Below are 26,599 nucleotides of genomic sequence, written 5' to 3'. Positions count from 1 at the left end.
TGAATTAAATACCAAAATCTGTATTAATTATAGCTTTTGTTGTGCGTAGTTTTTTTATATCATACTCAAACTGTAACACCCTTAAATTCCACAATGTTAAAGTCTGTAGTGCTGTTATTTTTTCATTTTCAGAACTGACAACTAATTTATCTTTAAATGACATAATAAATTTAGTCCATAAATTTCCTTTAGCATCTTTTAGTAGAAAGTAAAAACCACTATCCCCAATTTTTCTTCCAGATGAATTTAAAATGAGTTCGCCCTTTTCGCCGACGATAGGATTTAATATCACTGTTGCGTTTCCATTTGGTAAAGGGAAAATGGCTTTTATACAATTCTGTCCACTTGGAATGGTACAAGTTTCATAAACGCCTGAATAAACTACTTGCTCGGTGTTTTTGAATGTTCTTAACCATATAGTTCGTTTAGTCTTATTTGTTTTTTTGTTTATCAAATGAATTATTTCACTTTTTAAAGCTTTAGATTCTTTGTTATTACTCATTGGAATATTTAACTGTTCAATACGATTGCTAAATAATATTTTTAGCAAAACTCCAAACACTTTAAATAATGGATTCCATTTTACTTTTAAATCAAAATCATAGTTACTGGTGTTTTCGTAAAAGTCAATTACATTTTTAGATAATTTGTTAAGTTCTTTTTCCGATAAGTTTAGTTGGTTAATAGAATGTAACAAACCCTTATCAATTTGTTGTCTGTCTATTATTAATTGTTCGTTTTTGGCCAATTGTTGTATAAACTTTAAGCCAATTCCGTTAGTTTTTCCAAAAGGACCTAGCAACCATTCGCTTTCATTAGGAATAATTTTTTTTCCGAATAGTATAACCCATTGTTGGGTTATCCAATCTTGAAAGTTTTGTTTTAAAGGTGCTATTTCCATTTACTTTGGTTAATTGTTTTTTAGGCTTGGGATGAAGTTTCCTTGCCCTTTCCACAATCCAAATTCAGAAATGGGCTTAAAACGCAAGGTTGCGAATTCAAAATGAAATTTTTTTCTTTCTCTTTCCTTCATTGCATTTGAATGTCTTTGCGGTTTTGGCATAACACTGTGACCATGAACCATATTAGTCATTTCTTTCTCTGTTTTCCAAATAGAAAAGGTAGATACAGTATTTGGAAATCTAATTGAAGCTAATGAAAGTATGGCTCCTGAATGGTCCCGAACTAATTTTTCAACTGGTCTCCCCCAATGTAAGAATCTTGGAATCTCAAAAGGTTTCATTCTTGCAATTGTAACAGCAACAACAGGAGATGATACGTTTTCCAATTTAACTTTCTGTTCAGGTATTTTGAATCCACTTATTTTACCCCAATCTCTTATAAATGACAAACGCGTATGCCAACCTTTGGTTAGAATTTTTCCGAATTTATTTTTTTCTAAATAATTTTCTAAATCTTTTTCGTTTTCCCATTGCGCAAAAATAGCTACTTGTCTTATTAAAAATCGAGAAGGGGATATGATAGGTGAACCTAATGTCATTGCGGTCATATATTCTGAATGAATTAGTCCTTTAGTATTCTTTGAGATTGGGTTTGAAAATATTCCTTTTATTGCCAGTGTAAATGGTATTTTGACAAGATGATAAGAGAATATACTCATATGATTTTATTGTAGAATGTTGAGTTTTGTTCTTTTTCTAAAATTGCAAACAGTGCTTTGTGTATGGCTCGTTGCAGAAAATTAACTATAATTTCCCATCATAGCTGAAAGATAGTGAATTGCAATGGATATCTCAATTACTGCGTTTCCAGATATATTTGTCTTGACCTCCAAACCTAAATCTTTTAAATAATTGGCAACAATTTTAGAAGTTCTTTCTTCTTGCCCTGATAATTCAGGATTCATATGTAAGTCTCGCTTGATATTGACTAAACTATCAAATATTTCGTTTGTATATTTTTCTATTTCTTGATGACTATTATTTTTTTCGGATTGTTGACAGGAAATTATAGTACATAATAAAAGTCCAATTGTTAAAAGTTTAATCTGTATTTTCATCCAATGATGATTTTTTGCATTATGTACAACGATCTTGCGTATGATTTAGTTGTGCTATAATCCGTTAGGCTTGTTCTATTGAGTTAAGATAGTGATTTGTAAGAAAAGGTAGCCTAAACAATCAACTTGCGTTAGTAATTAATTATAAGCGTTGTTACTAACTGTTTACATTTGATCAGTAATGAACTGATAAATAAATGCAGTATTAGCCGTCTTTTCTCTAGAAAAAACAATGTCAGGTTTACACCCATGACCTTCCAAATTGATAGTTTTGTTAAGTCTGACAGCTTCTCCGTGTGGATAAAGTAAATCCATACCCATATTGAGTGTTTTAACCTCACCAAATAAAACATGTCCAATAGATTTTTTTCCTATAATGGTACCTCTTTTAAGATCTTTTACACATGCAGGAAAAATATCTGCTGCGCTTCCAGAGTTTTCGTCTATAATCACTACGATGTCTCCTTGGTATCTTTTGTTCCACCAAAAGCGAAATGCAGGTTTGAATGTACGTTTGCTATAGTTAACCAATTCCTTGAAGGAATGAGGATGTCTTTGGAACTCTTTTACAAAACCCTCGTGATCTTTCCTGTATATGAAATATTGGCAAATTACATTACTTGGTATGATCATACTTAAAAGATGTTTCAAGTTGCTGGATGCCCCACCTCCATTGCTTCTTAAGTCCAGAACAATCTTTTTGGCTTGATTTGCACTGGCAAACATAGATTCAACATGATTTTTATCGTAAGTACCACTTCTAAAACTGTTGATGGAAATAACTGCTATTTCGGCATTATGCCAATATAAGCTGTCTTTTGAAAAAATAGGATGTTCAAAATACTTAACTTTAAAAGTTTTGTGTGTATGGTTTCGTTTTAGTTGAATAGTTGTTACTTTACCTAAAGTATGTTTTAATTGTCTGCGTGAGGTAATTGGGTGGTTATCTTCATTAATAAGATAATCTCCTGCTTTGATACCGGCTAGATCAGCTACCCCATTTTTGACTATTCTACTAACGAAGTATCCCGTGTCGGTACGTACTAAGCTAGCGCCTATACCAACATGCGTTCCTTTCTGCCTATTCGTTACTTGATTTGGTGTTCTAATGCGTAAATGGGAAACACCATAGCTTTCAAATACTGGTTTTAGAGAAGAAACAAAAGAGCCAATCGTAGTTGTAGTATCAATCAAATCTTGATATGCAGCTAATCGTAGATCTATATCGTCAAATGTTTGATTAAAAGCATAACCGTCATCTCTTAAGGTTTTAGCAATTTTTTTGAGCGCTATAGCCTTTTCTTTTGCAGTTATTTTGTAAGAATCATAATATTTTATGCCATTACAAGAAAGACATGTGATGAATGTAAATATGATAATTATCCAATTTATTTTGTTCATAATATTACTTTTAGCTTTTTATAAACAAAACAATTGCAAAATATGTTGTAAAGCGCCTTAATGGTTCTTTTGAGACCTATTGAGTTTTATTTGAGACCTTTTTTATATTGAGAGGGTGAAAGTCCTGTCTCTTTTTTAAAGACTCTATTAAAGCTAGCTTTTGAGTTAAACCCGCAAGTAAGGGCTATTCCTAATAAGGTGTAATTTTTAAATTCTTCAGCATCTATGGTTTTTTTTACAGCCATTACCCTATATCCATTAATTAGATCATAAAAGGAAATATTCATATGGTTGTTAAGGAGAGCAGATAATTTTTTATCAGTTATAGACATTAAGTTTGCTAATTCTATTAAAGTTAATTCCTGATTTAGATATGGTTTTTTTTCTTGTAAAAGTTTCTTCAGTTTGTTTTCGAGTTCATTAATCTGATCTGAAGAAGAGCTACTAAGGATATTTAATGTTGATTTATGTTCTTGTAATATAAATTTTGGTAATAATATGTTGGACTGTCCTATTCCATAATAGCCTAAATAGGAAATTAATACAATAATGGCAATAAGTGTAAATACACCAGAATTTATTTCCAAACCTTTAATGATGTTTTGATACAAGCTAATGGAAAAATCAAAGCCTACCACCAAAACACCACCAATTATTAAAAGCTTAACCCAATTCAAATCATTTTTATTGAGGTTAGAATAATTGGATTTAATCTTTTTTACATATTTTTTTAAGCTATAAAGTATGACTACTAAATAAACTAAAGTGTATAAGCTAGTAAGGGTTGTTAGCCAATCTTCATAAATGTAAAAAACATCCAAGTAACTAATTTTTGTTGTGGGAGAAACCTTTTCAATCAGCAGCGGAATTGAAAAAAATAAAAGATACATTGTCGTTGGGATCAGATGGTATAATGCTGATTTACGAATACGGTCGTGTGACAAAAACAATGACTTAACGTATAAGTAGAGTAGTGGGCCGATTAACCACCTAGCAATATCATGCGGAATAAAGCTCACATAAAAAGGAATAGATAACTGATGTATGGCAGTATATAAATTGAGTAACATAAAAAATATCAAGAAGTAGAATGCAATCAATATGATTTGCGGAAGTCGTTTATCAACTTGTTTTAATATGAGAACCAAAGTCATTATAGTGATGGTCAACCCTGTAGCAATTATGAAATTGAGAAAAGTAATCATTTACGAATAACTATTTTTTTATTTTCTGAAAATTCAATCGTATTTTTGAGTTTAGGTACCTTCACGAATTTTTTAATTTGTTTAGCATTTTCAGCAAATCCCATTTTCCTCGGTGAGTTTACTATTTAAAGTCGCTTTGGTAATTGCTCCACAAGAATTCAATAAAAAAGTAATTAAAATTAAAGAAAATAGTATTCCAACTTTTTTCATCTAGATAGTTTCTTAGTTATAATCTATATTAATTTGTTAGTGTGCTCGTGTATGGTTTATTGCGTATTACGAGCACTAATTTAACAAACACAAACCGAATAGAAAATCCGTGAAGGCGAGTGCTGGCAATGAATTATATACTGTGTTTACACCAGTTTTTATTTCTTTTCTTCACGTAAAATTTTCTCCATTTTACGACCTTTTGCCAATTCATCAATCAGTTTTTCCATACGTCTACATTGTTTATACACTTCAAATTCATCTTCTATTTCTTCAATTCGATAACCACAAACAACTCCTTTAATCATGTGTGCATTGGGATGAATTTTTGCTTTTTCAAAAAACGTCCTAAACGTTACTTTCTCTGCAATTAGTGTTTGTAATTTATCTTCATCAAAACCAGTAAACCACTCTATTACTTGATGGAACTCTTCTCTTGTTCTACTATGCTTTTCCAATCTATTCCAGTAAAGAGGGTAAATAGATGCAAAGATCATATTGGCGACTTTTTCATTTTTTTCAGCTGTAACCTTCATTTTTTTGCGGTTTTAAATTGGAGTTAATGGCCTTGCGCATGAAAAGTAGTGAGTTTTAAGCACTATTTTTTTTATATAATAATTGACCTTAAATTTATACATTTCATTTTTGTTTAAGTACTTAAACCACTATTTTTTATATGTCGTTAGCTACAGGTTTTACGCAGTTTTTAATAAATTATATTTTAAAAATTAAGTGTACATGTTCAAAGAATTTATCTTTATAATTATACGTTATAATAAATCAATAAAAATATAACAAAATCAACTAAAAAATGTGTGAATATTACCAGGCCAATTGATTTTTGTTTATCTGCAATGTAACTATACGCTATAGAAATTAGAATATAAGGTAGTATTAACTCTAATGGTAAAAAATGCATGATTGAGAATAATACTCCAATAATTATGTAACTTAGAATTTTAGAGTATTTTCTGTGCGTGGTATTCTGCATAAAACCTCTATACGTAACTTCTTCTGCTACACCTGCTGTAAGTGCTAATCCTAACAAAAGTGGTATGGCTGTTATAGCATTATAATTTGAAAATGAGTTTATAAATTCTAATTGTGGTGTGTTTTCTATTTTGAAAATTATATAACTAAAGTGTATAACCATAAAAGTAAACAAGCCTAAACCTATGATGCTTAACATATTTTTTTTATCTAAAATATCAAACTTGAAACTTATTTTAATATCATCTTTATTTGTAAATAGATTCCATTTATTTATAACTTTCCAGTAAAGATAAAGGGTAATCAAAACTAGTATTAGACCAATACCATACTTTGGAAAGTATGTAAGGTTAAGTTGTATAATTATTTGATTAATAGTTATAATTGGATATAATAAAATAATGTTTAAAAATATTGCTTTTAACCAAGCAGGAGTCTTTTGCCAAACTTTTTTCATAATAATATAAATTTTAATTTGAAACAAAAGTAGTGGCAGCCAAAAGTATACAAGTCCTTTTAATATTATTGGGACGTATTTTTGTTTAAATTTCTAAAGGCACTTGGCGTTTGCCCTGTTTTATCTTTAAATATTCTATTAAAAGCAGATTTACTATTAAAACCGTTATCATAAGCAATAATCATAATTTGTTCTGTAGATGTTATGAGCTCTTTTTTTATAGATTCAACTCTATATGTATTTATTAAATCATAAAAATTATCAAACTTACTGTACTTAATTATTTCAGTTAATTCTATAGGTTTAATATTGAGGTAACTTGAAAGTTTAACTAACGAAAGGTGTTCATCTTGATAATATTGACTTGTTTCTAGAACCCTTTTTAACTCACTTAATTTATCTTTAAAATGTTTTATTGGTTTGTTATCTTGTTTTGAAATAACTTTTTCAGGTATACTAACATAGTTTTGAGATATTACATTTGAATTAAAAATAAATGATAATAATATCTGAATCACAATTATAAAACCTAACAATAGTCTAATATTAATTATAGGATACATATAATTAAGAAAATACAGTATAATTGGAAATAAGAAAAGAGATACCCATAAGCCATGAAACTTTAAAATCCAATTTGCACTTATATTTTTTAGGCTAGAAAAATGATTATAAAGAATAATATTAAACTTTTTTATCTCTTTTATACTCTTACCAAAATAAACGATTGATATTGTAATTACTATTAGGATAAAAACTAAAACCTCTATAGAAAAAAGAGATTTGTTATTGCTAATGTTATTTTCAATTTTCATGTATTGTTCTACAATTAATTCATCAGGAACAGATGAATAACTAATTATTGAAAAGAACAACCCTAATATGAATGGAAGAAAATTAAGTAATACTTGAAATTTAAACTTAGTGGTATTTAATAAAGATTTTGAATATAGCCATAAAACAACACTGTCTAACAATAACAAGTTTTGATCTAACATTAATAAGATTGGAAATTTTGAAGCTATTTCAGTACCTTTTAATAGAAAAAAAACAAACCTAATAGTCCAAATTATATTAATTAAAATAGTTATTTTAGTAGAAATAAGTTTAGCGTTTTTTCCTTTCAATAATTGAAAAATTGCTAATAGATTTACTCCAATACCTATTCCTAAAATAATTTCCATTTTTCTTTATTCGGCTTGTAGCTAACGTTAAGGCTATGATTTGTTACCGAAATGTACAAAGTGCAATTCTGGTAAAGTGCCTAAGATAAAAAATACGCTTGAGATTCTGTTAGGAATTTCTGCCGCAATGGATTCATAGGTATTGTTGGCGGTTCGTTTTTTATTCCTAAATATTTTGACCAAATGTCAAAAGGTTATTGTCTGGGTCAAGCAGGGCAAATTCCCTTTGCCCCCAAGGTTTGGTTTCCAATTTTCCATTTGGATGAATTTCAGTTTGCTTATCCAATAATGATTTATAAAACTCTTCAATATTGTCGGTTCGAATATAAACTTGTCCGTAATTCTCTTTTGGGTTAAGTTCTTTAAATTCAAAAAAATGAATTTGAATTTGATCTTTTTCGATCATCAAATAGCCATCAAAATCAGCACTTCCAAATTCTTTAAACCCTAATCGATTTAAGTAAAATTCTCGCGTAACACTTTTATCACGCATTGGTAATTTCGGATTAATGTCAGTTAGCATATAATTTCTGGTTATATCTTAAATTCAATTTTTCTTATTATCTAATTCATTTCAATATCCATCCTTGATGCTATTTTGTGTAATATTTCCTATATGACCGCCAACATTTAGAATAAGAAACGTAGGGCAGGTACTAAACCAAATATAAATATTTTGCTTTTATCATTTTTAGTAAACTTCAAATTTTATATTTGGCGACTTGGCAAATCAACATAAACCTTTCGATTAAACACAAAAGTCCTATGTTCTCTTATACATTGTTGTGTAGCGTTTTTTACTGACCCTTAATTTTTATCATTTTCCAGTTCAACAAATTCGTCAATGGCTAACTTAGCAATTTCTCTTGTGATTTTCGTAGGTGAATTGCAATCACAATTATTTAATCCGATAACGTAAATATCTTTAAGAGGAAGATATACCCCCATTGATTTAAAACCAAAGATACTCCCTCCATGTTCTCTACTTGGAGTTCCATTTATTTCTTTAATATGCCATCCATAACCATAGTTAATAGGATCTCCATTGTTTAATGTATAATTAATAAAGGCTTTATCGATCGTGTTTTTGCGTACTAATCGATTATGAGTAATAGCCTCTTGCCATGTTAACATATCGTCTACGTTGGACATTAAGGAACCTGCCGCATATGGCAGTGTAAAGCTTATATGCATTGCGTTAATGTAATCTTCTTTTTTATGATATCCCGAAGCTCGGTTTTTTATGACCTTCCTATGGCTTGCAAATAATGACGAATTCATGTCTAGTTTTTTGAATATATGCTCTTCGATAAAACTGGCGTAGCTTTGTTTTGATATAGACTCTATGATATAACCTAAAATGATGTAGCCAGAATTATTGTATTTATACTTTTCTCCCGGCTTAAAATCCATAGGTTCATTTTTAAAGAAATCTATGAGTTCGATGGGTGTTAGATCCTTTGTTGCAATATCTTTTAAAGCTTTCATTCTGGTATAGCTTTTTATACCAGAAGTATGATTTAATAAATGATGAATTGTTATTGTCTCTCCATGAGTAGGATAATCCGGAATGTACTTAGTGATATCATCATTCAAATTGAGTTCACCTTTTTCCAATAGCATTAAAATGGCGATAGCCGTAAATTGTTTTGTTATAGAACCTATTTCGAAAACATATTCAGGTTCCATTGGAGTGTTTAGTTCAAGATTTGCTAGACCAAATGCTTTCTTATAGATTACATTTCCATTCTTTGCAATTAAAAAAACGGCTCCAGGAACCTTTGATTCATATTTTGAATTTAACAAACTGTCAATTTTCGCTTCAAATTTCTGTGCATGGGTTGTCTGAAATAAAGAAACTAGAAGGATAAGAGTAAATAACCAGTGCTTTAAAAAGGAGGTAACTTTCATTTTTTTCGATATAAATAATTGTTCAATTATTTTATTGAGACGATGAAAATGGGGTTTGGGTTACAAAAAAATAGACTACATTACATTCTTGTCATTTAAGATGAGTCCAAATGCTGTACAACGATTAGGCTATGATTAGTACGGAAATTAAAAGTAGTAAGCTTTCGATTAAGCAATAATTAGCTATGTTTTATACACTTTGTAGTGTACCGTATTTTTCTACATATTTTGTTGCAAACTTTTTAATCCAAACTTGTTGGTCGATTCTAAAAGGTTCTATTTCTTTTTCAAATCCGATTGCTTGCATTTTGTATACAGTATCAATTATCTGTCCATCTACAAATTTGCCATCAATCATTTCAATTATTTGAGAAGTATATCCTGATAAATATTTTGCTTTTATCTTTTTTCTCATAAACGCCAAATTTAATAGTTGGCGACTTTGCAAGAAAATTAGAACCTTTAGATTAAGTATGAAACTCTTATGATTTCATATACAGTGTTAGCTAAAATTGTATTAATCAAATTTCATTTTGTTATTTATTTAGCTTATTTATTCTTAAATAAATTTTTTTGAAATCTTTAGGTTTTAGATTGTATGATACCGTTGTGTGTTTCTGATAGATTATTTCACCAGTCTTTCCATTTACAATATTTATAATCTTATTGGAATTAATCTGATTATACATTAAATAAAAAAAGTCATTCTTTTCATTAAAGATTTTTTCCTCAAGCTTATTATAATCAATTACTTCATATTTGAAAGTATAATCTTGGGTCAATTTTTCAATTTCAGGACTTTTTTTCCCTGATGCAGTAAAGGGGTTATAACCATATAAGAGGTTAGAATCAATATATAAAGTTTGATCTTTAAGTTTTTCTAACTCTGGGGATATGAAATCATCATAAATATCAATTGATTTCTTATTTTTCAAACTATTATTCACCAATTGTAAATAATTTTTTAAATATCCCAATCTAAAGTTGAGTAAATCGCCAGATATTTCTCTTTCTCCAGAGGATGCTTCTATTTGTTGCCTTATTTTAATATTAGGTGTAAAATAAATAGTTCCAACTCTTGATTTCCACCAAACTTTCCCTTTCTTTTTGTTTTTCACTTTATCAACAACGTGAAAGTCTAAAAAATTGAAAACATAAGATACAACCATTCCTGATTTAGTAGTTTTCTCAATCTCCATTGACTTAAATCTTGCTAATGCATCATCAGTTTTTATAGTATCACCTGTAAAATCATCTCTATAGACAATCCTGTAAGGTGTTACATTCCAAACTTGATTAAGGAGTTTTTCATAAGATTCTTTAGAGAAAAATTCAGGTAAAATAAATGTTGTTTTAGTGTTAGTAAATCTATTTAGGTCTTTTTTATTTAATTTATTGAATTTGTACTTTGAATAAATAAAATCTCCTACTCTTACTTGGGAAATAACAAAGGTTGGGAATAAAGCAATGAAAGAAAGGATTAAGACTTTGGTTTTGTAGTTCATTATTTGATAGTATTTAATTTTGGCTAAGGGTCTTGTATATGAAAAACGCGCCTATTTTGAAGACAGATTTTTCAGATGGGTTTATAGTTTCTTAAAAGTAGGAAATTGAGTTCGTTTAACCATCATTGGCGTATTTTTTATATACGTTGTGGCGATAGTTATTGTTTTACATCATTTTTACTAAAATTTCTTTCATCATTTTGGCAGCTAAAAATGCTGTCATATTTTGAAAATCTCTATTTGGATTATATTCAACAATATCTGCTCCTATCACCTCTGTGTTTATGCTCTGAATTAATTCAATGACCTGTCTTGAAGATAATCCACCAGGTTCATGATGCGAAACTCCCGGAGCAAAAGCAGGATCAAATCCGTCCATATCGAGAGTGATATATAGTGGATTTTCAAATTGAGAGATTTTAGACAAATCTAAGTCTTTCATCTGATGGATTTCCACGTTAAATTTATCTGCTTGTTCAGCTTGAGAAGTATTTAATGTTCTTATTCCTACCTGGACTAACTTTGTTGCAAACTTATTTTCCATAATTCGGGCAAACGGACAAGCATGAGAATATTTATCTCCTTCATATTCATGATATAAATCAGAATGAGCATCAATATGAAGAATATCTAATTTAGGATATTTTCTATTATAAGCTTTTATAATTGGAAAAGTAATTGAGTGGTCGCCACCTAAGGTTAGAATTTTAGAGTTTAAATTAAGATGAGCTTCTGTTATTTCTTCAATATCAAAATACTCTTTAATTTCAAAATCTCCTTTATCTTCAACCATTGAGTTTTCTATCGAGATTCCATTTTCAGCAAACAAATTTAGCGAGCCACAGTGCAGGACTTCTCTAATTAATGCTGGAGCAAGTTTTGGACCCTTTTGGTAAGATGACTTTTCATCAAATTTTATTCCTTGTATAATTATTTTTGTCATTTTTAATTATTGTATGGTTTACGTAAGGATAGTTGCGTGATTAGAAAACTAACTTACTAAAAATGGAATGAACAAGAGGAAAATTCACAAGGTTTTCCGAATAAGCAAGAATCTAGCAATTATTTTTACTGTGTTCAATTTTTGGAATCACCTAAAAAATTTAATTTTTTGTTTGGATAAAGTAGAGAAACTTCAAAATCATTTAATTTTAAATCCTTTAAAGTCATTTTACGAGTCCATTTATTTTTACTTTTAAGTCCATTTATTTGAATATAAATAATTGCAGGGTATTTGATTCCGTCAGCATTCTCTTGCATGTCTTCATATCTTATTGAGCCATAAATATTCTTTGGTGAAGGAAGATAAGAATCTCGTACTGTATAACTTGCAAAACTTAACAAGCCTGTTTTTTGAGATATGTAGAGTACATATTGGTCAAATTCTTTATTTGGTTCTAAAGATTTCCATGTAGCATACACTAAATCATAAGTTACTCCTTCAATTTTCTTAATTCCAGCATATTTCAAAATAGGAGCATCTTTGATTCGTATTGGAAGTTCGAAAAGGTACTGAATTGCTGGCAACGAAAAAGAAATCGATTTTTTATCTTTAAATTTCAAATTCCCAGTTCGATCTATTTTATAATAATTAAAAGATTGAACTCCGTATATAATGCGATTTTTTGCATTAACATAGTAGAATTGCGAGTCAAATGATTTAGGCCTGAAGCGCATTTCCATTAGTTCATTATCTTTTGGAAATGGATTCATTAAGGCCAAAACTCCTTTCCAGTTATCTTTAATTTTGTAAGAATAAGTTTTAGAATTGACTAGAATATCAAGATTTTGGTTTTTAATTGTTTTATTTAATAAATCAATAGCTTTTTGTTCTCGATCGGGAGTAGAATTATTTATCGCCGATGTTCTTAAATCAGCTATTTTACAACTTTGAAATGTTGTTATAACGAATGTAAATAAAAGTAATATTTGTTTATTTAGGTTCATTTTTTACAATATTGTACCACGTTCGGGGTGTATGATTAGTTGCGGTGCTTGTAGCTTCGAACTAATCAGTTTGGTTAAAGATATGAAATATGAGAAAAACTCCTGCTCTTAACCAGCTTGCGCAGCAATTAATTATACACCTTGTTGTGAATAGATTTTACATTTTTTAAATTATAAAAACCCATAATACATACAGAGTACAGCAATGGTATCAAAGAAGCCATGTACAGCAATATTAAACCACAGATTGTACTTCCTTTTGTAAAATATAAAACCAAGTATCATCCCTATGATTGCAGCGACAATCTGCCCAGTAATCCCCTGATAGGCGTGTACGTATCCAAATAGTGCTCCAAAAAGGATGATATTTATAACAAGTGCTAGCGTACCATCACCAAAAAACCTTACGAAGTGGCGCATAAAAAAACCTTTCCAAATGATTTCTTCTCCAAAGGCGGCAGAAACCCATATAAATATAAGCATGACCGCACAGGCAGGCAAGTTGCCTTCAAAAACCTCAAACTCTGAGTAATCAATAGCCTGCCCCGTAATGAGAGTGACTCCAGGCACGAGTACAAAAGCATAGAACGCAAATAATGCAATGGCTAGTAGTGGTGCGTAGGTGAAAAAATCGCGCTTTTGATCTTTAAAATTAAATAGTCCTAGCGATTTGAATGCGTCTTTACCATATATGATAAAACTAGACAGAATGGTTAAGAGCGTGGCTGCAATATTCGTAAAATTCCCTAAACCTATGGGTAAGGTAAATAAAATGCCTACTATAATAGCAGTAATAAGAGGAATGATTGTGGTTTTTAAAAAAGATATTTTCATTGTTTTGCGAATTTGATTATAACAACGAAATAACTGCTTTCTTTTCGCGAAATGTCAGTAATGGTAGTCAACCTGACTCAGTGGTCGTATTTTTATTCCTCAATGGTAGGTAGTATTGGGTTGCCATTTTCAAACCATAACATAAAGTCTTTCTTCTTATATCTACTCACCACGATTTTTAATTGCTCTTGCTCGAGAAAAACGGGTTGGATTACTACAGATAACTTTCCATTTTCTATAGCCTTCATTTCTTTCACCGCACGAGGATGTAGTAATACATTTCGGGATGCTCTGAAAAATCCATAGGCTTCCAATGTAGACTCAAGTATCTGTAGTGTAAAATCTGTAGCGTTTATAGTGCCGTTTTCTTCAACAAGGTACACTATTTTATGAACTGTATATCCATAGAAAATCTCTTTTATGTGTAACACCTTTTTACGATTTCCGTTCTTGACGAGAAGGGTTCCTTGTTCAAGCTGGTTTTTATATAGTGTATAAATTTCTAAAGCGTACACCGCTGTAATAAGAATGGCACATATGGCTAAGGTAATTAGTAAGCCTATAGTGAGCGCGTATAGATCAAAATCTACATCTTCTATCTTGCCGAAGACATAAAATATAGGAATATAAAGTAGTGCAATGATTCCTAGACTGGTAAATAAAAAGCGTAAGGCGAGTCTAAGCGTAATATTCTCTTTAAAAATATGACGTAAAAAATAACTATAAGTCAGCTCTGTGATAATAAGTATCACAGTTCCTAAGAACATAGAAGTAAGAATGCCATAGAGTGGGAAACGATACGACTCGTGTAAAGGAAAATGCTTTGCATTTGTAAGATGATTACCCACCAGCGCAACAATGAGTAAGATCAATAGTTGTTTCCCTCTACGGTGAAGTTGTTTTTTTAAGATGCTGTCTGTTTTTAACAACGAAAGTGTATTTTAATTCGATGTCAAATATGGTCAATTTTTCGCATAAGCGAAATAAGAAGTTGTGAAAATCCGTCTATAAAAAATACCACCCCAGTTTCCCAGCGTGACTTTTGTATTGCATCACGTAATCGTATTTTAAGGCTATAGTCTATTCTTCGCTCAACGTATAATTGGGCACCGAAATACTTTTAATAAAGATGAGCTCGTTATACATTTCTGATAATCGTTTTTTTTTTAACTACTACGATTAGGATCATATCCCGAACCTCCTAATATTATTTGTTTTGTTACTTTTTTGAAAAAATGAGCAACTTCTTCATTCAAGGCTTTGGCGATGGCTAAGTGTATGAAACGTAGCGTGTAAAAAGATACTACATTTAGGGTTTAGTACTAAGCCAGTTTTTTATATTTTGTTTTTAATTGTTTCCTCTTTTTTGCAAAATTCCTTTATTCAGTCTCCAAATTCCAATTCCGATTAATAATAGAGGGAAAACACCAATGAATGCCTGCATTGTTAATAGTATAATTCCTAAAATCAAAGGTATAATTATCATTACTGTTCCAATTGCAATATTTTCTTTCCCTTTTTCTTTTAAACTAATTCGAATTAATTCCGCATAATTTGAATCGATTCCGTGATTCTCTTTTAATTTCGAGTCAATTTCCGTTTCTGTTAACCCAACTTTTCTGTAATTTAATATACTATCGAATAAAACTGATTCTGATATGTGGTATTTTATCGAAGTTAAATATTCCGTAATCCCTAAAGCAACTTCATTTTCATTTCTTTTTATTAATTCATTTTGCAAAAGAGGTATGAACTCCGGATTTAAAGATTTAATCTCTGATGCAATTACTTTTAACTTTTCAGTTGAAAAAGTAGTGTAATTTTCTCTAATAGTTTCTTTATCCATTCTTTAATCAGGGCTCGATTTTTAAATTATTGGTAACGATTTGTGTGTGGCTAGTTGCGAGTCTTGCGCAACTAATTTAACAAAAGGAAACCGAACCTTCAGAAAATCCGTAGGATTTTCTGAATAACTCAGACCCAAGCAATTGGTTATGCACGTTGTTGTGCTTAGTCTTTATTTCCTTTTATTGTAGATAAGATATTTTCCGTGATTGCATTTTGAAATTCCATTCCATTATCATATGGGATAAGATGCCCTGCATTCTTAATAGAATATATATCTTTTTGAGGAGCTTGTAGCAAATCATAATATTTTTGGGTTAATATAGAATTTGTCTGATAATCATTTTGACCAATAATGAAAAACACAGGACAGCCTATTCTTTTTGTAGATTCAAAGAGGTTTTCTTGACTAGACTCATTGAAAAGTTCCAACCAAGTCAATGACCACGATAAAACTCTTTTTTTGAATGATTTTTTCTTCGCAAAACTTTTTCCTTCAAAGTCAAAGAGCCATTTTCGTGCATAATATAATTCCTCTCCAGTTTTAAATGGGACAGTAACTTTGGAAAGCTCATTTATTGCTTTAGTGTTTTTATTTTTATTTGCGTGGTGTTTAAGCATTTCCAGCGTTATATGTTCGCTTTCAACTTGTTTTGTCAATGGGTTAGTAGCAACAAAAGCGTGTAAGAGTTCAGGATGATTTTTTGCTATATCAAATCCGAGTGTTGTGCCATAAGAATGAGCTACCAAAACGATTTTCTTTTTATCAAATTTTTGAATAAGGTATTGCACTAATTGATAAGTGTCATTTTTAAAAAGTTCTTGAGTTAGCTGGACTTTCTCATTGATTAATTTTGAGGTTTTACCAGTATTTCTTTGATCCCAAAGAACAACTATGAAATCTTTTTGAAGCTCACTAAACATTTTGTCCATTTGACTGAGCACAGAATCACCTGGTCCACCATTCAGATAGAGTAGTACAGGATTTTGGTCATTACTACCTTTTATACGGATTACTTGATTTGTATTAGAAATATTTACAGTTTCGGTTATGTCTATTTCTTGAGTATTTCCATTACTGTTTGTATTGCTATATCCTAAAAAACTAATAAGAATAATTAAAATTAGAAAGATTGTTTTTTTCATTAAATAAAAATTGACAAATATTTTTGGAGGTATTAAATCAAATATTATTCCAAATTAAGCACAACCGTTAGTATAAGATTAGTTGCGTGATTTAGCAACGAATTTAGCAAATACAAACCGAACCTGCCTGCCGCAGGCAAGGTAAAAAATCCGTGAGGGTTTTCGTAAGCAGGCTCGTACCAAGCAATTAATGTTATACCTTGCTGTAGATCGTTTTTTATTGGATTAATTGTAAAATTGCCATCATTGCAGATAAATTAATTGTCAAATGTATCAGAATGGAAGGCAATAATCTTTTACTGAAAAGAAAAGTAAGCCCAAACATTAATCCACCCCCAAAATAAAATAAGAAATTACGGGAATATGCGTTAACTCCATGAATTCCTATGAATAACAGTGCTGAAATAATTAACGCTATCCATTTATTTAATCCAATTCTTTCAAGCTGTGTAATGGCAAAACCTCTGTAAAATATTTCTTCACAAAAGCCTGTTGAAAATACAAGAAGAATAAAGAATATTCTGTGAGGTGTTGTTTTTGGAATTAGACCAGAAATATTACCAAATTGAGAGCTATCCAGTACAACATCGCTAAGCAATACTTCTACTGCTACCAATACAAGTAGGGCAACTAAAACATAACCACCTATCAAGAGTAATGTTCCCTTTCTTGAAAGTTTGTAGCCTATATCAGTAAATGTTTTACCATGAGCTTTTAAAAGCAATGTAACTACTAGCACAGAAGTCCAATGTAAGGCAATAATACCTCCCCAAAATGGGATATAATAATCAAGGTTTTTATTCCCAAAGAGTTCTGTTGCAATAAAACTCTTGCAAAACAACATGTATAATATTGGGAAGCCTATTATTATTGAAAGTATTTTCCACACGTTAATATTCTTTTCTAGTTTCATTATTCAAATCTTAATATGGTAAAATCATTTTTACTCCTGCAAGAATAAAATAAAGAAATGAGATAAAAGTTATCATTTGGTAAGTCAAAGATTAGTTTTTATAATTCTACTCAAGCTTTGGGGTGTAATACCCAAATAGGAAGCTATGTATTTTTTGGGCGTCCTTTCTAAAACGTTAGGGATTTGAATCTTTAATTGTTGAAGTCTTTCTGAAGCAGTTTTCGTCAATAGGTCAATTTGCTGTTGTTGCTTAGAAATAAAAGCATAATCAGACACTGTTTTTGAAATTTTATCTCCTATTTCCGATGTTGTTAACATTTTTTGAAAATTGTGATATGGGATTTGAAATAATTCAGAATCCTCAATTGTAATAGTTTCCAAAAGAGATGGTCGTTGTGTTATATACGACATATAGTCTCCAAAGAAATCAAACTCATAGACTAAATCTACACATTTATAATTGTTTTTACTCCAAAGATGAATGCTTCCACTACCCGACAATATCAAGTGAAAATACTTCTCAATCTCGTGAGGTCTTTTGAGGACTTCTCCTTTAGGGCAATAGATAACCTCTCCCAAGGATACAAATTTCTTGCAATTCTCAAGAGATACTTTATAGTATGGGGCAAATGCATCTTTTATTTTTTCTGCTAACATGTTTTCAGGACGGGTCATAATGCTCTACAACGGTTAGTATAAGATTAGTTGCGTGATTTAACAACGAATTTAGCAAATACAAATCGAATAGAAAATCTGCGAGGATTTCCGAGATAGACTTTACCCACTCTTAGCAATTAATTATACAGATTGTTAGCAGCTGTTATTTTTTCTTCCAACTGATAAATATTTCAGTTATCAATAAAGGTATTGTCCAAGAAATCCATATTGATGTTGGACCATGTTCAATAAAACTGCCTAAATTTTGTATGAAGGGTAATCCATCTAGCCATCTAAATGTTATAAAAGCAAAAGTAACCACATAACTTCTAATCATCCACTCTTTATGTTGTTGTATTCGTTTTCGTCTTACCGAGATATAAGCCATAGATGCCGTTATTATCCAAGCAAAGGCCAAACCCTGCAGTGCAAGAGCCCAAGTCCAGTGAATTTTTAAGGCACTCGTCCAAGCCAAATAGATTGAAGATATTGTTCCAACTAAAATTGCTGTTAGATAAATTCGACCTAGCCATCTATGGGTGGTTAAATATTTATTTCTAAATGCTTTCCAAAATTGGAATGGCCCAATTATTAACGCTAAAATACCTCCTGAAACATGGCCGATTAGTGACCATTTATGGTTCCAAAATCTACCAAAAATTGCTTCATTAAATCCAAAATATGGAAGGGCATCTTTGATAATGAATTTTCCAGCAAATAAAATCAGGAATATCCAACCCATTAAGTATAAATAGGATTTAGATTTGGAAAACTTAAAAATATTTGATTGTGTCATCGTTTTAAGTTTTTTAAGATTGTCTAAAAGATGCAAATATTTTTTGATTGTTACAGTTTTTTGAAATTACTGTTAACGTTTAGTATAACAAACGTAGTGTATCAATAGATGGCTATGATTTGTTATACCGTGTTATCTACTTTTATTTTCTGTTTTTTTTGATTAATTCCAAAAACGTCATTTGCTAGTTTGACTAACTTATCGATTTCTATAGATTAGCTGCTAAGTTAGAATCTTCATTCTGTGATTGTTTTCTGAACATTTTTATAAGAATTTAATAGGCTTTTCTCCTGTTTGTAGAGTTCTCCAAAAGCCAATTGAAACTTTAATGCAAGTTGTCGAGCTTTAGCAGGATCAAATGCTTCGGACTCAGAATAAAAGCCTGCAATAATTTTCCAGGTACTGTTGGGACCATCTTCCTGAACCTGATAGAGATTAGAAAGTTCATACAAAATATCATAATCAAAGGAATTTACCACACCACTCAATACAGCACTATTCCATGCACCTGATTGCAAATTCGGATTGTAAATTCCCTTAGGCATAAGTTGACCTACGGCTTCTACACCAGAGCTGTATTTTAAAGTAGACCATAAACTATCGTTGGCCAAGTAAGCCCCTATCTTTTGAGAAGTTTGAAGATGATAATCAAGTTTTTCTTCTAATTCTACTTTATTAGACTGAATTTCACTTACTATATTTTTAAGCACTTTATCTATAGTATCCTTTTCTTTTACGTTAGAGCGCCACTCATTCAGTGCCAACGCTAAAGAAACAGCGAAGACGATTAAAATTGCTTCAATAAGAAGATGTCGAATATCTATTTTACTTTTTTTTCTTGCCATTAAAATTTCTTAATTAGATTAATTTTTTAACTAAGTAGTTTCCGATACTATTATTTCCAATCTTCAATCCCCTCAATGGGAGATAACGTTTAATATATGTGTCGTAGCAGAGTAAAAAAGTTACCATGCTTTTCGATTTTTCTGCGCATTGGTTGCTAATTTTTACTTTCTGCAAGCATTGCGCCATCATAAATATACAAGAACCATTCGATTGATCACTTTGCTGCTATGATCACATATTTAATGCTGTGAGGCGTTTATTTTTCTTGAGTTAGCATTGGGCCTAATTTTTTTCCTCCTAATAAATGCATATGTAAATGAAATACGGACTGACCTGCATCTTCATTAATATTAATGGAAAGCCGGTAACCAGTCTTCGAAATTCCTTTTTCCTTCGCTAATTTTTTAGCTACTAAAAACAGTTTTCCCAGAACTAAAGCATCTTCGTCGGTAACATCATTAATCGTGTGAATTTCTTTTTTCGGGACGATTAATAAATGAACAGGTGCTTGCAATCGTAAAGGAGTGAAAGCGATAACATCATCATCTTCATAAACGATTGTAGCAGGCAGTTCTCTTTTTATTATTTTGGTAAAAACAGAGCCCTTTACTATTTTCTCAGCCTTCTGTTTTTGATATTCTAAACTTTGGCTCCACCCAACTGCGGTAAAAGAAAGAATTGATAAACTAAATAGAATTATTTTTTTCATTGGCCTATTAAAATAAAGTTAAAAAGATTGATAATATTATTGGTAAGTAAGTAATTATACACGGTGTTGTAGCACGTATTTATTCTTTTTTAGTTCCTAATAAATATAACACAACACTCGGTCCAGATTTCACTTTATTAATTTCCCAATCATATGTTTCCGTTCCGTTTAAATTTTCAACAAGTCCATTCATTTCTTTCACAGAATAAGTCCTCAATGATGAAACAATTCCGTCCCACAAAACAAACAGAGGAACAATTGGAATAAAATAGGTAAAAATAATTCGCCCGATTTTAAATGGTCTTATAAATGGCGTTGTAAGAAGTACACTCAATGGCGAAAATAGCATTGCAATAATACTTGGTAAACTTCTTTCTTGTGCTTCAAAAATAGCAATAGCGCTATTTGTGTCAATCGAATTTTGTAAAATTTGTTTTGCGTCAGTTGGTTTAAAATGATGCAATGACAAAAATTGTGTCCTCAAACCTTTCAATTCAGTCGGTACATTTCTCGCATCGACAGGCCTATCTATAAATTCAAAATTATCTGCTTTCTTTTTTGTAAGTCTAAAAGCTGGAATATTCGGATAAAAATCTGTTAGGATTATTTTTAAGTCAGGAATATCTTTTTTTAATTCAGAGTTCAACCATTTCAGTCCACCACCACCACCTGAACCAAGGTCAATGATTTGATTAGTTTCACTTTTGTTCAAGCCTTTTTTGATTACAGGAATTATCGATTTGTACATTTTTGTTCTATTGGACAAAAACTGTAAAAAATCAGTTCCGTAATTCCTTAAAAAAGTTGGGAACCATTTTTGATCTTCAAATTCGAATAGATGTATTCTTCCCATTTTTCGATATTTTGGTCATATGTGCTGTAACGTCTAGTATAAAAGCTGTAGCGGGCTAAAAGCTACTACCTTTTGGATAGTAAGATACTGAATTTAATACAAAAACGGATCGAGTTTACACCCGAACCGCTATTGCTTTTATACCTTGTTGTGCGTTCGCTTTTTATTCCTTTTAGTTTGGTGAATTTAGACCTAGTTTATTTCCTTCCGTATCTAAAAACAAAGCAAAAAATCCGCTTTCATCTGCGTGGGCAGTTTTTGGGACGATGATTTTTCCACCATTTTTCTCAACTTTATCAAGAATTACCTGAAGGTTGTCTCCACCATTCAGGTATATAGTTACTCCATCTGCTGAAGGTTGGTATCCCTCTCCTTTCATTATGACTCCTGTTACCATTTGCCCTTCGTATGGAAACAATCCCATTTCCATTCCTGAGAATTCCATTTTCTCAATGTTAATGCCCAATATTGCTTGATAAAAATTAACTGCTCGTGAAATATCCGTTGCTGGAATTTCAAAAATGGAGACATAACTTTGTATTTCATTAGTTATTTGCTCTTTGCCAGAATCTACTTTATGTTCTTCTAGTTCAGGTTTATTTTGATTGTTACAAGCCGTGAAATTAAGGGCGAGTATAATAGTAGCACTTAGAATGATCTGTTTCATTTTTCTAGTTTTAATTTATTTTGTTCTTTGTTAGGGTTATTATTTGCTTTGTTTCGGCTTTATTTTTTAATTCTTGCAAATCTTGCATTGTATTTTTTATAATCATTGGTGGTAAAATTAATCCCTTGATTAGCGACTCCTCATTTCTGAATATATGGTGCTTTACCTATTTCAAGATGTTATCGCCTTGCTTTTGCTAATCTATCCTTGATTAACTCTTTTTCATTTTTCTTATTCGCAAATTCAATTGCTTTATTTAAATATTCTATTTCTTTATTGATGTTGTTGTTCATACGGTAAAGCTCAGCTAACAAACAGAAATAATGGCAGTTATCTTTTAATTCTAATTTATATGCTTCTTGAATGGCTTCATCAATAGAGTTCGCCTGTGCAAGGGCATAGGTTCGATTCATAGCTATGATGGGTGAATATTCTATTGAGAGCAATTTATTGTATAGCTGTAATATATTGTTCCATTTTTCTTTAGTTTCTTTGGTGTGCCAATAGGCTATTGCGGCTTCTAGATGGTATTTGGTAACAATATTTCCCACAGCAGAAAGATTAAGATATTTACTGCCTTTTTGAATCAGGTTTTTATCCCATTTTCTTTTATCTTGTTCTTGGTACAAAAGATCACCATTTTCGCCAGATGTCCTTGCATCTATCCTAGAAGCATGGAAACACATTAAGGCTATCAGTGCGTATATTTTTTGCTTTGGAAATTTCTTTTGCTCTGATAAAAAAAGACCAAGTCGCATAGCTTCCCAGCATATTTCATGGCGGATATTTTCTTCGTCAACACTGCTGTAATATCCCTCATTAAATATTAGGTAAATAACTCTTAAAACATTATCAAGTCTTGATATATATTGATCTGATGTAAGATTCATTTCAATTCGATCACGTTCTTTGATTCTTTTTTTAGCTCTATAGATTTTTTTATTAATTGTTTCTTTGTTTGACAAAAGTGCTCTAGCAATCTCTTCAATACTAAAACCACATAAAATTCTTAAAGCAAGACAAAGTTGAGATTCTCTATTGAGGGCAGGATCACAAAGCACAAATATCATATGAAGCTGACTATCTTCAATTATTTTATCAGTAATTTCTATGAAATTAATTTGATGATTTTTTGCTTTTATTTCAGGAGTGATTTTTTCATCATAGATTTTTTTTCTTCTATAATGTTCGTTCAACAGATTCTGAGCTACTTTCCGGAGCCAAGCTTTTGGAAATTTGGGAATACCTTTATGAGACCATGATTTCATGGCTTTAAGAAAAGTATCTGAGACAATATCTTCTGCTAATTGTAGGTCAGTTAATCCATAATAATTGCTGAGTACAGCAATCAAGTTACTGTACTCAGACTTAAATATTTCGGATAGTTGTTCGTCATCCATGTGGCTATCATCCTAGTTATGCAGATTACATTTCATCAAAAACCATAATGTCTCTGACTTCTACTTTACCACCGCTACTTAATGCAGGACAACCATTACTAAGTTGGATAGCTTCTTCAATAGAATCAGCCGAGACGATCATAAAACCTCCTACAATTTCTTTAACTTCTGCATAGGGGCCATCTGTAATAGAACCATCAGTGTGCATGGTTTTTCCTTCAAAGCCCAAAGCTTCTCCCGGATTTTTGAGTTTGCCTTGTGCGCTAATACCATCCATCCAATCTTGCCAAGCTTTAATTTCATCTTGTATTTGATCAGGAGTAGGATTAAAATCAGGATTTGGTTCACTGTGGAATAGCATCATAAAATTTTTCATGTCTTTTATTTTTAATGAATTATTAATAAACGTTTATATTCTTAATGATTGAAAATTTAGAAATTGGACAAAAGTGTTCAATAAAATTTCACATAAACTTCTAAAGCTGGACGGAGTTTTAAAATATTTGATAATTTATTAATGCCTATTTTTTATAGTGACGCACAACGGTTAATGTAAAATGCGTTTTAATGCATTTTTACATAGTGTTAGTGGCTTTTTTTATTTTTTTAAATCATTACCAGTTCCGCTAATTGCTGGTTGAATATTAGCAGGCAAACAATCCTTGATATACTTCAAGGCCTCCAGAGCGTTACCTTCCCCAATTTTTTTATATTCGTTCGACCACACTTCAAATACACCTTTTTTCACACGAGATGGATTAACGAATGGAGTATCGCTAGTATAAGGGTATCCAGTACATCTGCTCAAACACAATTTAGTCAAACTTTTGTAAGGGAATAATTTGCCCACGATTTGATCGTTCATAGCTATCCTTATGAAATCCCTTAATTCATCTTCTGATTCATCTCTAAGGTATCGATTCCATGTGTATTTAACCTCTCGTTTTTCATCGAAAGCCTCAGCTTTTTCGTCAACCGAGACAAGTTCGTATTTTAGTGCTAGTTCACTTGTAAAAACATCTTCTAAAAGCCAGTGATTGACGACTCTAACTAATTCTTTAAAATTATTTGTTTGACCATTAGCGAGACATACTCCGTTCCTCCAAAAGTCTGGCAAGTACAATTCTTCTTCTTTTGCTAAGTGTACCTGTGAGTACTTATTCTCATTCTTAATTATAGCCCAGGACATCGGTGGTTTTAATAAATTTTCATCCACTTCCACCCGCAATGGCGAACCAATACTTGCAAACTCCTTGTTCAGTGCTTCATTAATACTTCCGTGTTTTTCTATTTCTAAGTACATAGAGATTGCTTATTCATATTGCCACTAACGTCTCGGCTATGCGCAGTGGCGGGTTAAGACCACAGACTTTTCAGCTTTGACCAAAAGTTTGATTTATGTACTGTTTTATCGTTTTGCACATCAGCCGCCATTGTCGTATAGCCATTGTTATGCACTTTTTGTTCTATTTTTAATAACTCTCCATCATCAAATCCTGTTGTCAAATATTCGGCTTTATGGACAAATGTCAAAGGTAAAATTCGAGTTTCTATAAATTCTTCAATTCCATTTTTAACAATAGACTGAATTTCTTGCCAATTCCATTTTTTAGAGTTTATTCCTAAACTTAAATACCTCTCTTTTGGTGTGAAATCCTCTTTGCAAGCCCAGTCATCATTTTCCGAATCATAGTTTTTTGCTCCAATTAAATAAGTTTGATAATCATTCTCAGTTTCTATAATTCCGAAATTGAAAACTTTAATAGATTGTGGGATTTGTTCTTTATCGTCAATTCTGTTTATCCAAAAACTAATTAATCTCTTGATTTCATCTTTGTCGATTTCAGTTTTAAAGTCCGAACCAAATTTTTCATATTCAGATTTTTTAAATTCCATCGGTTCAATTTTATCAAACCATTCGACATTTGTTCCTATTGAATTAGGCATATCATTAGGTCCTCCAGAGTCAAGTCCTATTCTTAACCATTTTATAGAGTCCTCATTCTTCTCAATTTCTACATTTATAACCGTACACCATAAATCAACATCATCAGGACACATCAAAATTGGTACGACTTGTTTTTGTTTACTTTCAAATCTATCCCAAACGAGTTTTCTTTCTTTTGAGTCTTCTAACCAATCAAGTAAAGTCGGTACGAGTCCAATTAAGTTTTTCTCAGGATATAATTCGTGTAAAATTTTGTCCAAAGATTTTCCGTCCACATTAATTGTCAAATGTGGTTCGTTGGAATACTCACTTTTCTCATATTTTGCTTGAATTTGATTCATTTCGTCAATTGTGCATAACAATTGGATATGTGCACTAGTACACATATTTCTATTATGTTTTTCACAAATCTAGGGGATTTCTAATTGACTTAAAATTATTTACAGGGATTTGCATGTACATTTTGATTGTTGTATTGCTATGCACTAATAAAGTTTGAATATAGCAAATACCTATAGTTGCACGAGAATGGTTTAACATGGGTGGAGTTATTTTTAGTAAAATATCAGATTTTGCAATATCCCTTCTAACAATTTTAGACCTTTTATATCTTACGTTATCTATAAAACACCTTCTGTTGGGCTATATTGACCTTCTATTGGGCCATGTTGACCCAAATTTAGACACTGAAAGTCTAATTTTGAGTGTTGCATGTCTAATTTTGAGTGTTCAAAGTCTAATTTTGGGTGTTCAAAGTCTAATTTTGGGTGTTCCATGTCTAATTTTGGGTGTTCAGAGTCTAATTTTGAGTCTCTTTACCTTAATTATGGGTATTCAAGGTCTAATTTTTCGTCTTTTTGGCTCAAAACTTCATTAAAAAGATCCAACAGGAGGTGTTTGTAGGTATTTGTAGCTGTCTTCTAATTTTCAGATTTCATTTTTCTACCTTCCTTACCTCCTCCAACAATCTAATCTACTATTCTTGGGTATCATTGGTTTTTAAAGTGGTACGGGAACGATTAAAAAATTGTCGTAATTCGGCTACTTTTTCTGTAAAACCCGATTTTCCTGCACCTTTACTATATTGCGAATATGCATAATCATTTAATGCATCCTGATAATTATCATAATCGTGCAAAATTTTGGTACTTTCTA

The 26,599-nt window shown here is 31.2% G+C and carries 30 protein-coding genes; all 30 read right to left on the bottom strand.

The window, feature by feature from the left end:
* Nucleotides 1-4: 4 nt before the first annotated feature.
* The 30 genes from DK508_RS13820 to DK508_RS21190 all read right to left on the bottom strand — a co-directional run bounded on the left by DK508_RS13820 (nt 5) and on the right by DK508_RS21190 (nt 26,220).
* Complete coding sequence (locus tag DK508_RS13820) at nt 5-901, bottom strand: hypothetical protein (protein ID WP_109301381.1); 897 nt, start codon at nt 899-901, stop codon at nt 5-7.
* Between the two features lie 9 nt (nt 902-910).
* Nucleotides 911-1,621, bottom strand: a complete 711-nt coding sequence (locus tag DK508_RS13815; protein ID WP_109301380.1) for a hypothetical protein — start codon at nt 1,619-1,621, stop codon at nt 911-913.
* Between the two features lie 81 nt (nt 1,622-1,702).
* Nucleotides 1,703-2,020 (bottom strand): hypothetical protein, encoded by a 318-nt coding sequence (locus tag DK508_RS13810; RefSeq protein WP_109301379.1) that lies wholly within the window; start codon nt 2,018-2,020, stop codon nt 1,703-1,705.
* Nucleotides 2,021-2,185: 165 nt separating this feature from the next.
* A complete protein-coding gene (locus DK508_RS13805) occupies nt 2,186-3,421 on the bottom strand; it encodes a S41 family peptidase (protein WP_109301378.1) in 1,236 nt (411 codons plus the stop codon).
* An 86-nt stretch (nt 3,422-3,507) separates the two neighbouring features.
* Nucleotides 3,508-4,626 carry an AraC family transcriptional regulator gene (locus tag DK508_RS13800; RefSeq protein WP_109301377.1) on the bottom strand — a complete coding sequence of 373 codons (1,119 nt, stop codon included), beginning with the start codon at nt 4,624-4,626 and terminating at the stop codon, nt 3,508-3,510.
* Nucleotides 4,627-4,994: 368 nt separating this feature from the next.
* The gene (locus tag DK508_RS13795) at nt 4,995-5,372 is read right to left on the bottom strand and encodes a DUF2200 domain-containing protein (RefSeq protein WP_109301376.1); all 378 of its coding nucleotides are present in this window, start codon (nt 5,370-5,372) and stop codon (nt 4,995-4,997) included.
* Nucleotides 5,373-5,599: 227 nt separating this feature from the next.
* The gene (locus DK508_RS13790) at nt 5,600-6,283 is read right to left on the bottom strand and encodes a CPBP family intramembrane glutamic endopeptidase (protein WP_109301375.1); all 684 of its coding nucleotides are present in this window, start codon (nt 6,281-6,283) and stop codon (nt 5,600-5,602) included.
* 65 nt (nt 6,284-6,348) lie between these two features.
* Nucleotides 6,349-7,467, bottom strand: a complete 1,119-nt coding sequence (locus tag DK508_RS13785) for an AraC family transcriptional regulator (protein WP_109301374.1) — start codon at nt 7,465-7,467, stop codon at nt 6,349-6,351.
* A gap of 166 nt (nt 7,468-7,633) precedes the next feature.
* The gene (locus DK508_RS13780; RefSeq protein WP_109301373.1) at nt 7,634-7,990 is read right to left on the bottom strand and encodes a VOC family protein; all 357 of its coding nucleotides are present in this window, start codon (nt 7,988-7,990) and stop codon (nt 7,634-7,636) included.
* Between the two features lie 284 nt (nt 7,991-8,274).
* On the bottom strand, nt 8,275-9,378 hold the full coding sequence (locus tag DK508_RS13775) for a serine hydrolase (RefSeq protein ID WP_109301372.1): 1,104 nt from the start codon (nt 9,376-9,378) through the stop codon (nt 8,275-8,277).
* 190 nt (nt 9,379-9,568) lie between these two features.
* Nucleotides 9,569-9,793, bottom strand: coding sequence for a hypothetical protein (locus DK508_RS13770; protein WP_109301371.1), 225 nt, complete (start codon nt 9,791-9,793; stop codon nt 9,569-9,571).
* A gap of 121 nt (nt 9,794-9,914) precedes the next feature.
* Nucleotides 9,915-10,883, bottom strand: a complete 969-nt coding sequence (locus tag DK508_RS13765; RefSeq protein ID WP_109301370.1) for a hypothetical protein — start codon at nt 10,881-10,883, stop codon at nt 9,915-9,917.
* Between the two features lie 166 nt (nt 10,884-11,049).
* On the bottom strand, nt 11,050-11,826 hold the full coding sequence (gene speB / locus DK508_RS13760) for an agmatinase (protein WP_109301369.1): 777 nt from the start codon (nt 11,824-11,826) through the stop codon (nt 11,050-11,052).
* 134 nt (nt 11,827-11,960) lie between these two features.
* Entirely contained in the window at nt 11,961-12,830 is an 870-nt protein-coding gene (locus DK508_RS13755; protein WP_109301368.1) for a hypothetical protein, read from the bottom strand.
* Nucleotides 12,831-13,001: 171 nt separating this feature from the next.
* Nucleotides 13,002-13,664, bottom strand: coding sequence for a CPBP family intramembrane glutamic endopeptidase (locus DK508_RS13750; RefSeq protein ID WP_109301367.1), 663 nt, complete (start codon nt 13,662-13,664; stop codon nt 13,002-13,004).
* 92 nt (nt 13,665-13,756) lie between these two features.
* On the bottom strand, nt 13,757-14,536 hold the full coding sequence (locus DK508_RS13745; protein ID WP_160114716.1) for a LytTR family transcriptional regulator DNA-binding domain-containing protein: 780 nt from the start codon (nt 14,534-14,536) through the stop codon (nt 13,757-13,759).
* Nucleotides 14,537-15,012: 476 nt separating this feature from the next.
* Nucleotides 15,013-15,510 carry a hypothetical protein gene (locus DK508_RS13740; RefSeq protein WP_109301365.1) on the bottom strand — a complete coding sequence of 166 codons (498 nt, stop codon included), beginning with the start codon at nt 15,508-15,510 and terminating at the stop codon, nt 15,013-15,015.
* Between the two features lie 164 nt (nt 15,511-15,674).
* On the bottom strand, nt 15,675-16,655 hold the full coding sequence (locus DK508_RS13735; protein WP_109301364.1) for an alpha/beta fold hydrolase: 981 nt from the start codon (nt 16,653-16,655) through the stop codon (nt 15,675-15,677).
* A gap of 217 nt (nt 16,656-16,872) precedes the next feature.
* Complete coding sequence (locus tag DK508_RS13730; protein ID WP_109301363.1) at nt 16,873-17,568, bottom strand: CPBP family intramembrane glutamic endopeptidase; 696 nt, start codon at nt 17,566-17,568, stop codon at nt 16,873-16,875.
* An 84-nt stretch (nt 17,569-17,652) separates the two neighbouring features.
* Complete coding sequence (locus tag DK508_RS13725) at nt 17,653-18,243, bottom strand: Crp/Fnr family transcriptional regulator (RefSeq protein WP_109301362.1); 591 nt, start codon at nt 18,241-18,243, stop codon at nt 17,653-17,655.
* Between the two features lie 145 nt (nt 18,244-18,388).
* Entirely contained in the window at nt 18,389-19,021 is a 633-nt protein-coding gene (locus DK508_RS13720; protein WP_109301361.1) for a DUF2306 domain-containing protein, read from the bottom strand.
* Between the two features lie 236 nt (nt 19,022-19,257).
* Complete coding sequence (locus DK508_RS13715; RefSeq protein ID WP_109301360.1) at nt 19,258-19,866, bottom strand: hypothetical protein; 609 nt, start codon at nt 19,864-19,866, stop codon at nt 19,258-19,260.
* Between the two features lie 257 nt (nt 19,867-20,123).
* Entirely contained in the window at nt 20,124-20,576 is a 453-nt protein-coding gene (locus DK508_RS13710; protein WP_109301359.1) for a histidine triad nucleotide-binding protein, read from the bottom strand.
* 79 nt (nt 20,577-20,655) lie between these two features.
* The gene (locus DK508_RS13705; protein WP_109301358.1) at nt 20,656-21,429 is read right to left on the bottom strand and encodes a hypothetical protein; all 774 of its coding nucleotides are present in this window, start codon (nt 21,427-21,429) and stop codon (nt 20,656-20,658) included.
* 172 nt (nt 21,430-21,601) lie between these two features.
* Nucleotides 21,602-22,096, bottom strand: a complete 495-nt coding sequence (locus tag DK508_RS13700) for a VOC family protein (RefSeq protein WP_109301357.1) — start codon at nt 22,094-22,096, stop codon at nt 21,602-21,604.
* 179 nt (nt 22,097-22,275) lie between these two features.
* Nucleotides 22,276-23,496 (bottom strand): RNA polymerase sigma factor, encoded by a 1,221-nt coding sequence (locus tag DK508_RS13695; RefSeq protein WP_109301356.1) that lies wholly within the window; start codon nt 23,494-23,496, stop codon nt 22,276-22,278.
* A gap of 25 nt (nt 23,497-23,521) precedes the next feature.
* Nucleotides 23,522-23,872 carry a YciI family protein gene (locus tag DK508_RS13690; RefSeq protein WP_109301355.1) on the bottom strand — a complete coding sequence of 117 codons (351 nt, stop codon included), beginning with the start codon at nt 23,870-23,872 and terminating at the stop codon, nt 23,522-23,524.
* Nucleotides 23,873-24,094: 222 nt separating this feature from the next.
* Nucleotides 24,095-24,799 carry a DUF6193 family natural product biosynthesis protein gene (locus DK508_RS13685; RefSeq protein WP_109301354.1) on the bottom strand — a complete coding sequence of 235 codons (705 nt, stop codon included), beginning with the start codon at nt 24,797-24,799 and terminating at the stop codon, nt 24,095-24,097.
* A 53-nt stretch (nt 24,800-24,852) separates the two neighbouring features.
* Nucleotides 24,853-25,785, bottom strand: coding sequence for a hypothetical protein (locus DK508_RS13680; protein WP_160114715.1), 933 nt, complete (start codon nt 25,783-25,785; stop codon nt 24,853-24,855).
* Between the two features lie 279 nt (nt 25,786-26,064).
* Entirely contained in the window at nt 26,065-26,220 is a 156-nt protein-coding gene (locus tag DK508_RS21190; RefSeq protein ID WP_160114714.1) for a hypothetical protein, read from the bottom strand.
* Nucleotides 26,221-26,599: the final 379 nt, after the last annotated feature.

It is taken from the genome of Aquimarina sp. AU474, from assembly GCF_900312815.1.
Lineage (GTDB): Bacteria > Bacteroidota > Bacteroidia > Flavobacteriales > Flavobacteriaceae > Aquimarina.
This window is presented reverse-complemented; position numbering and strand designations above follow the sequence as displayed.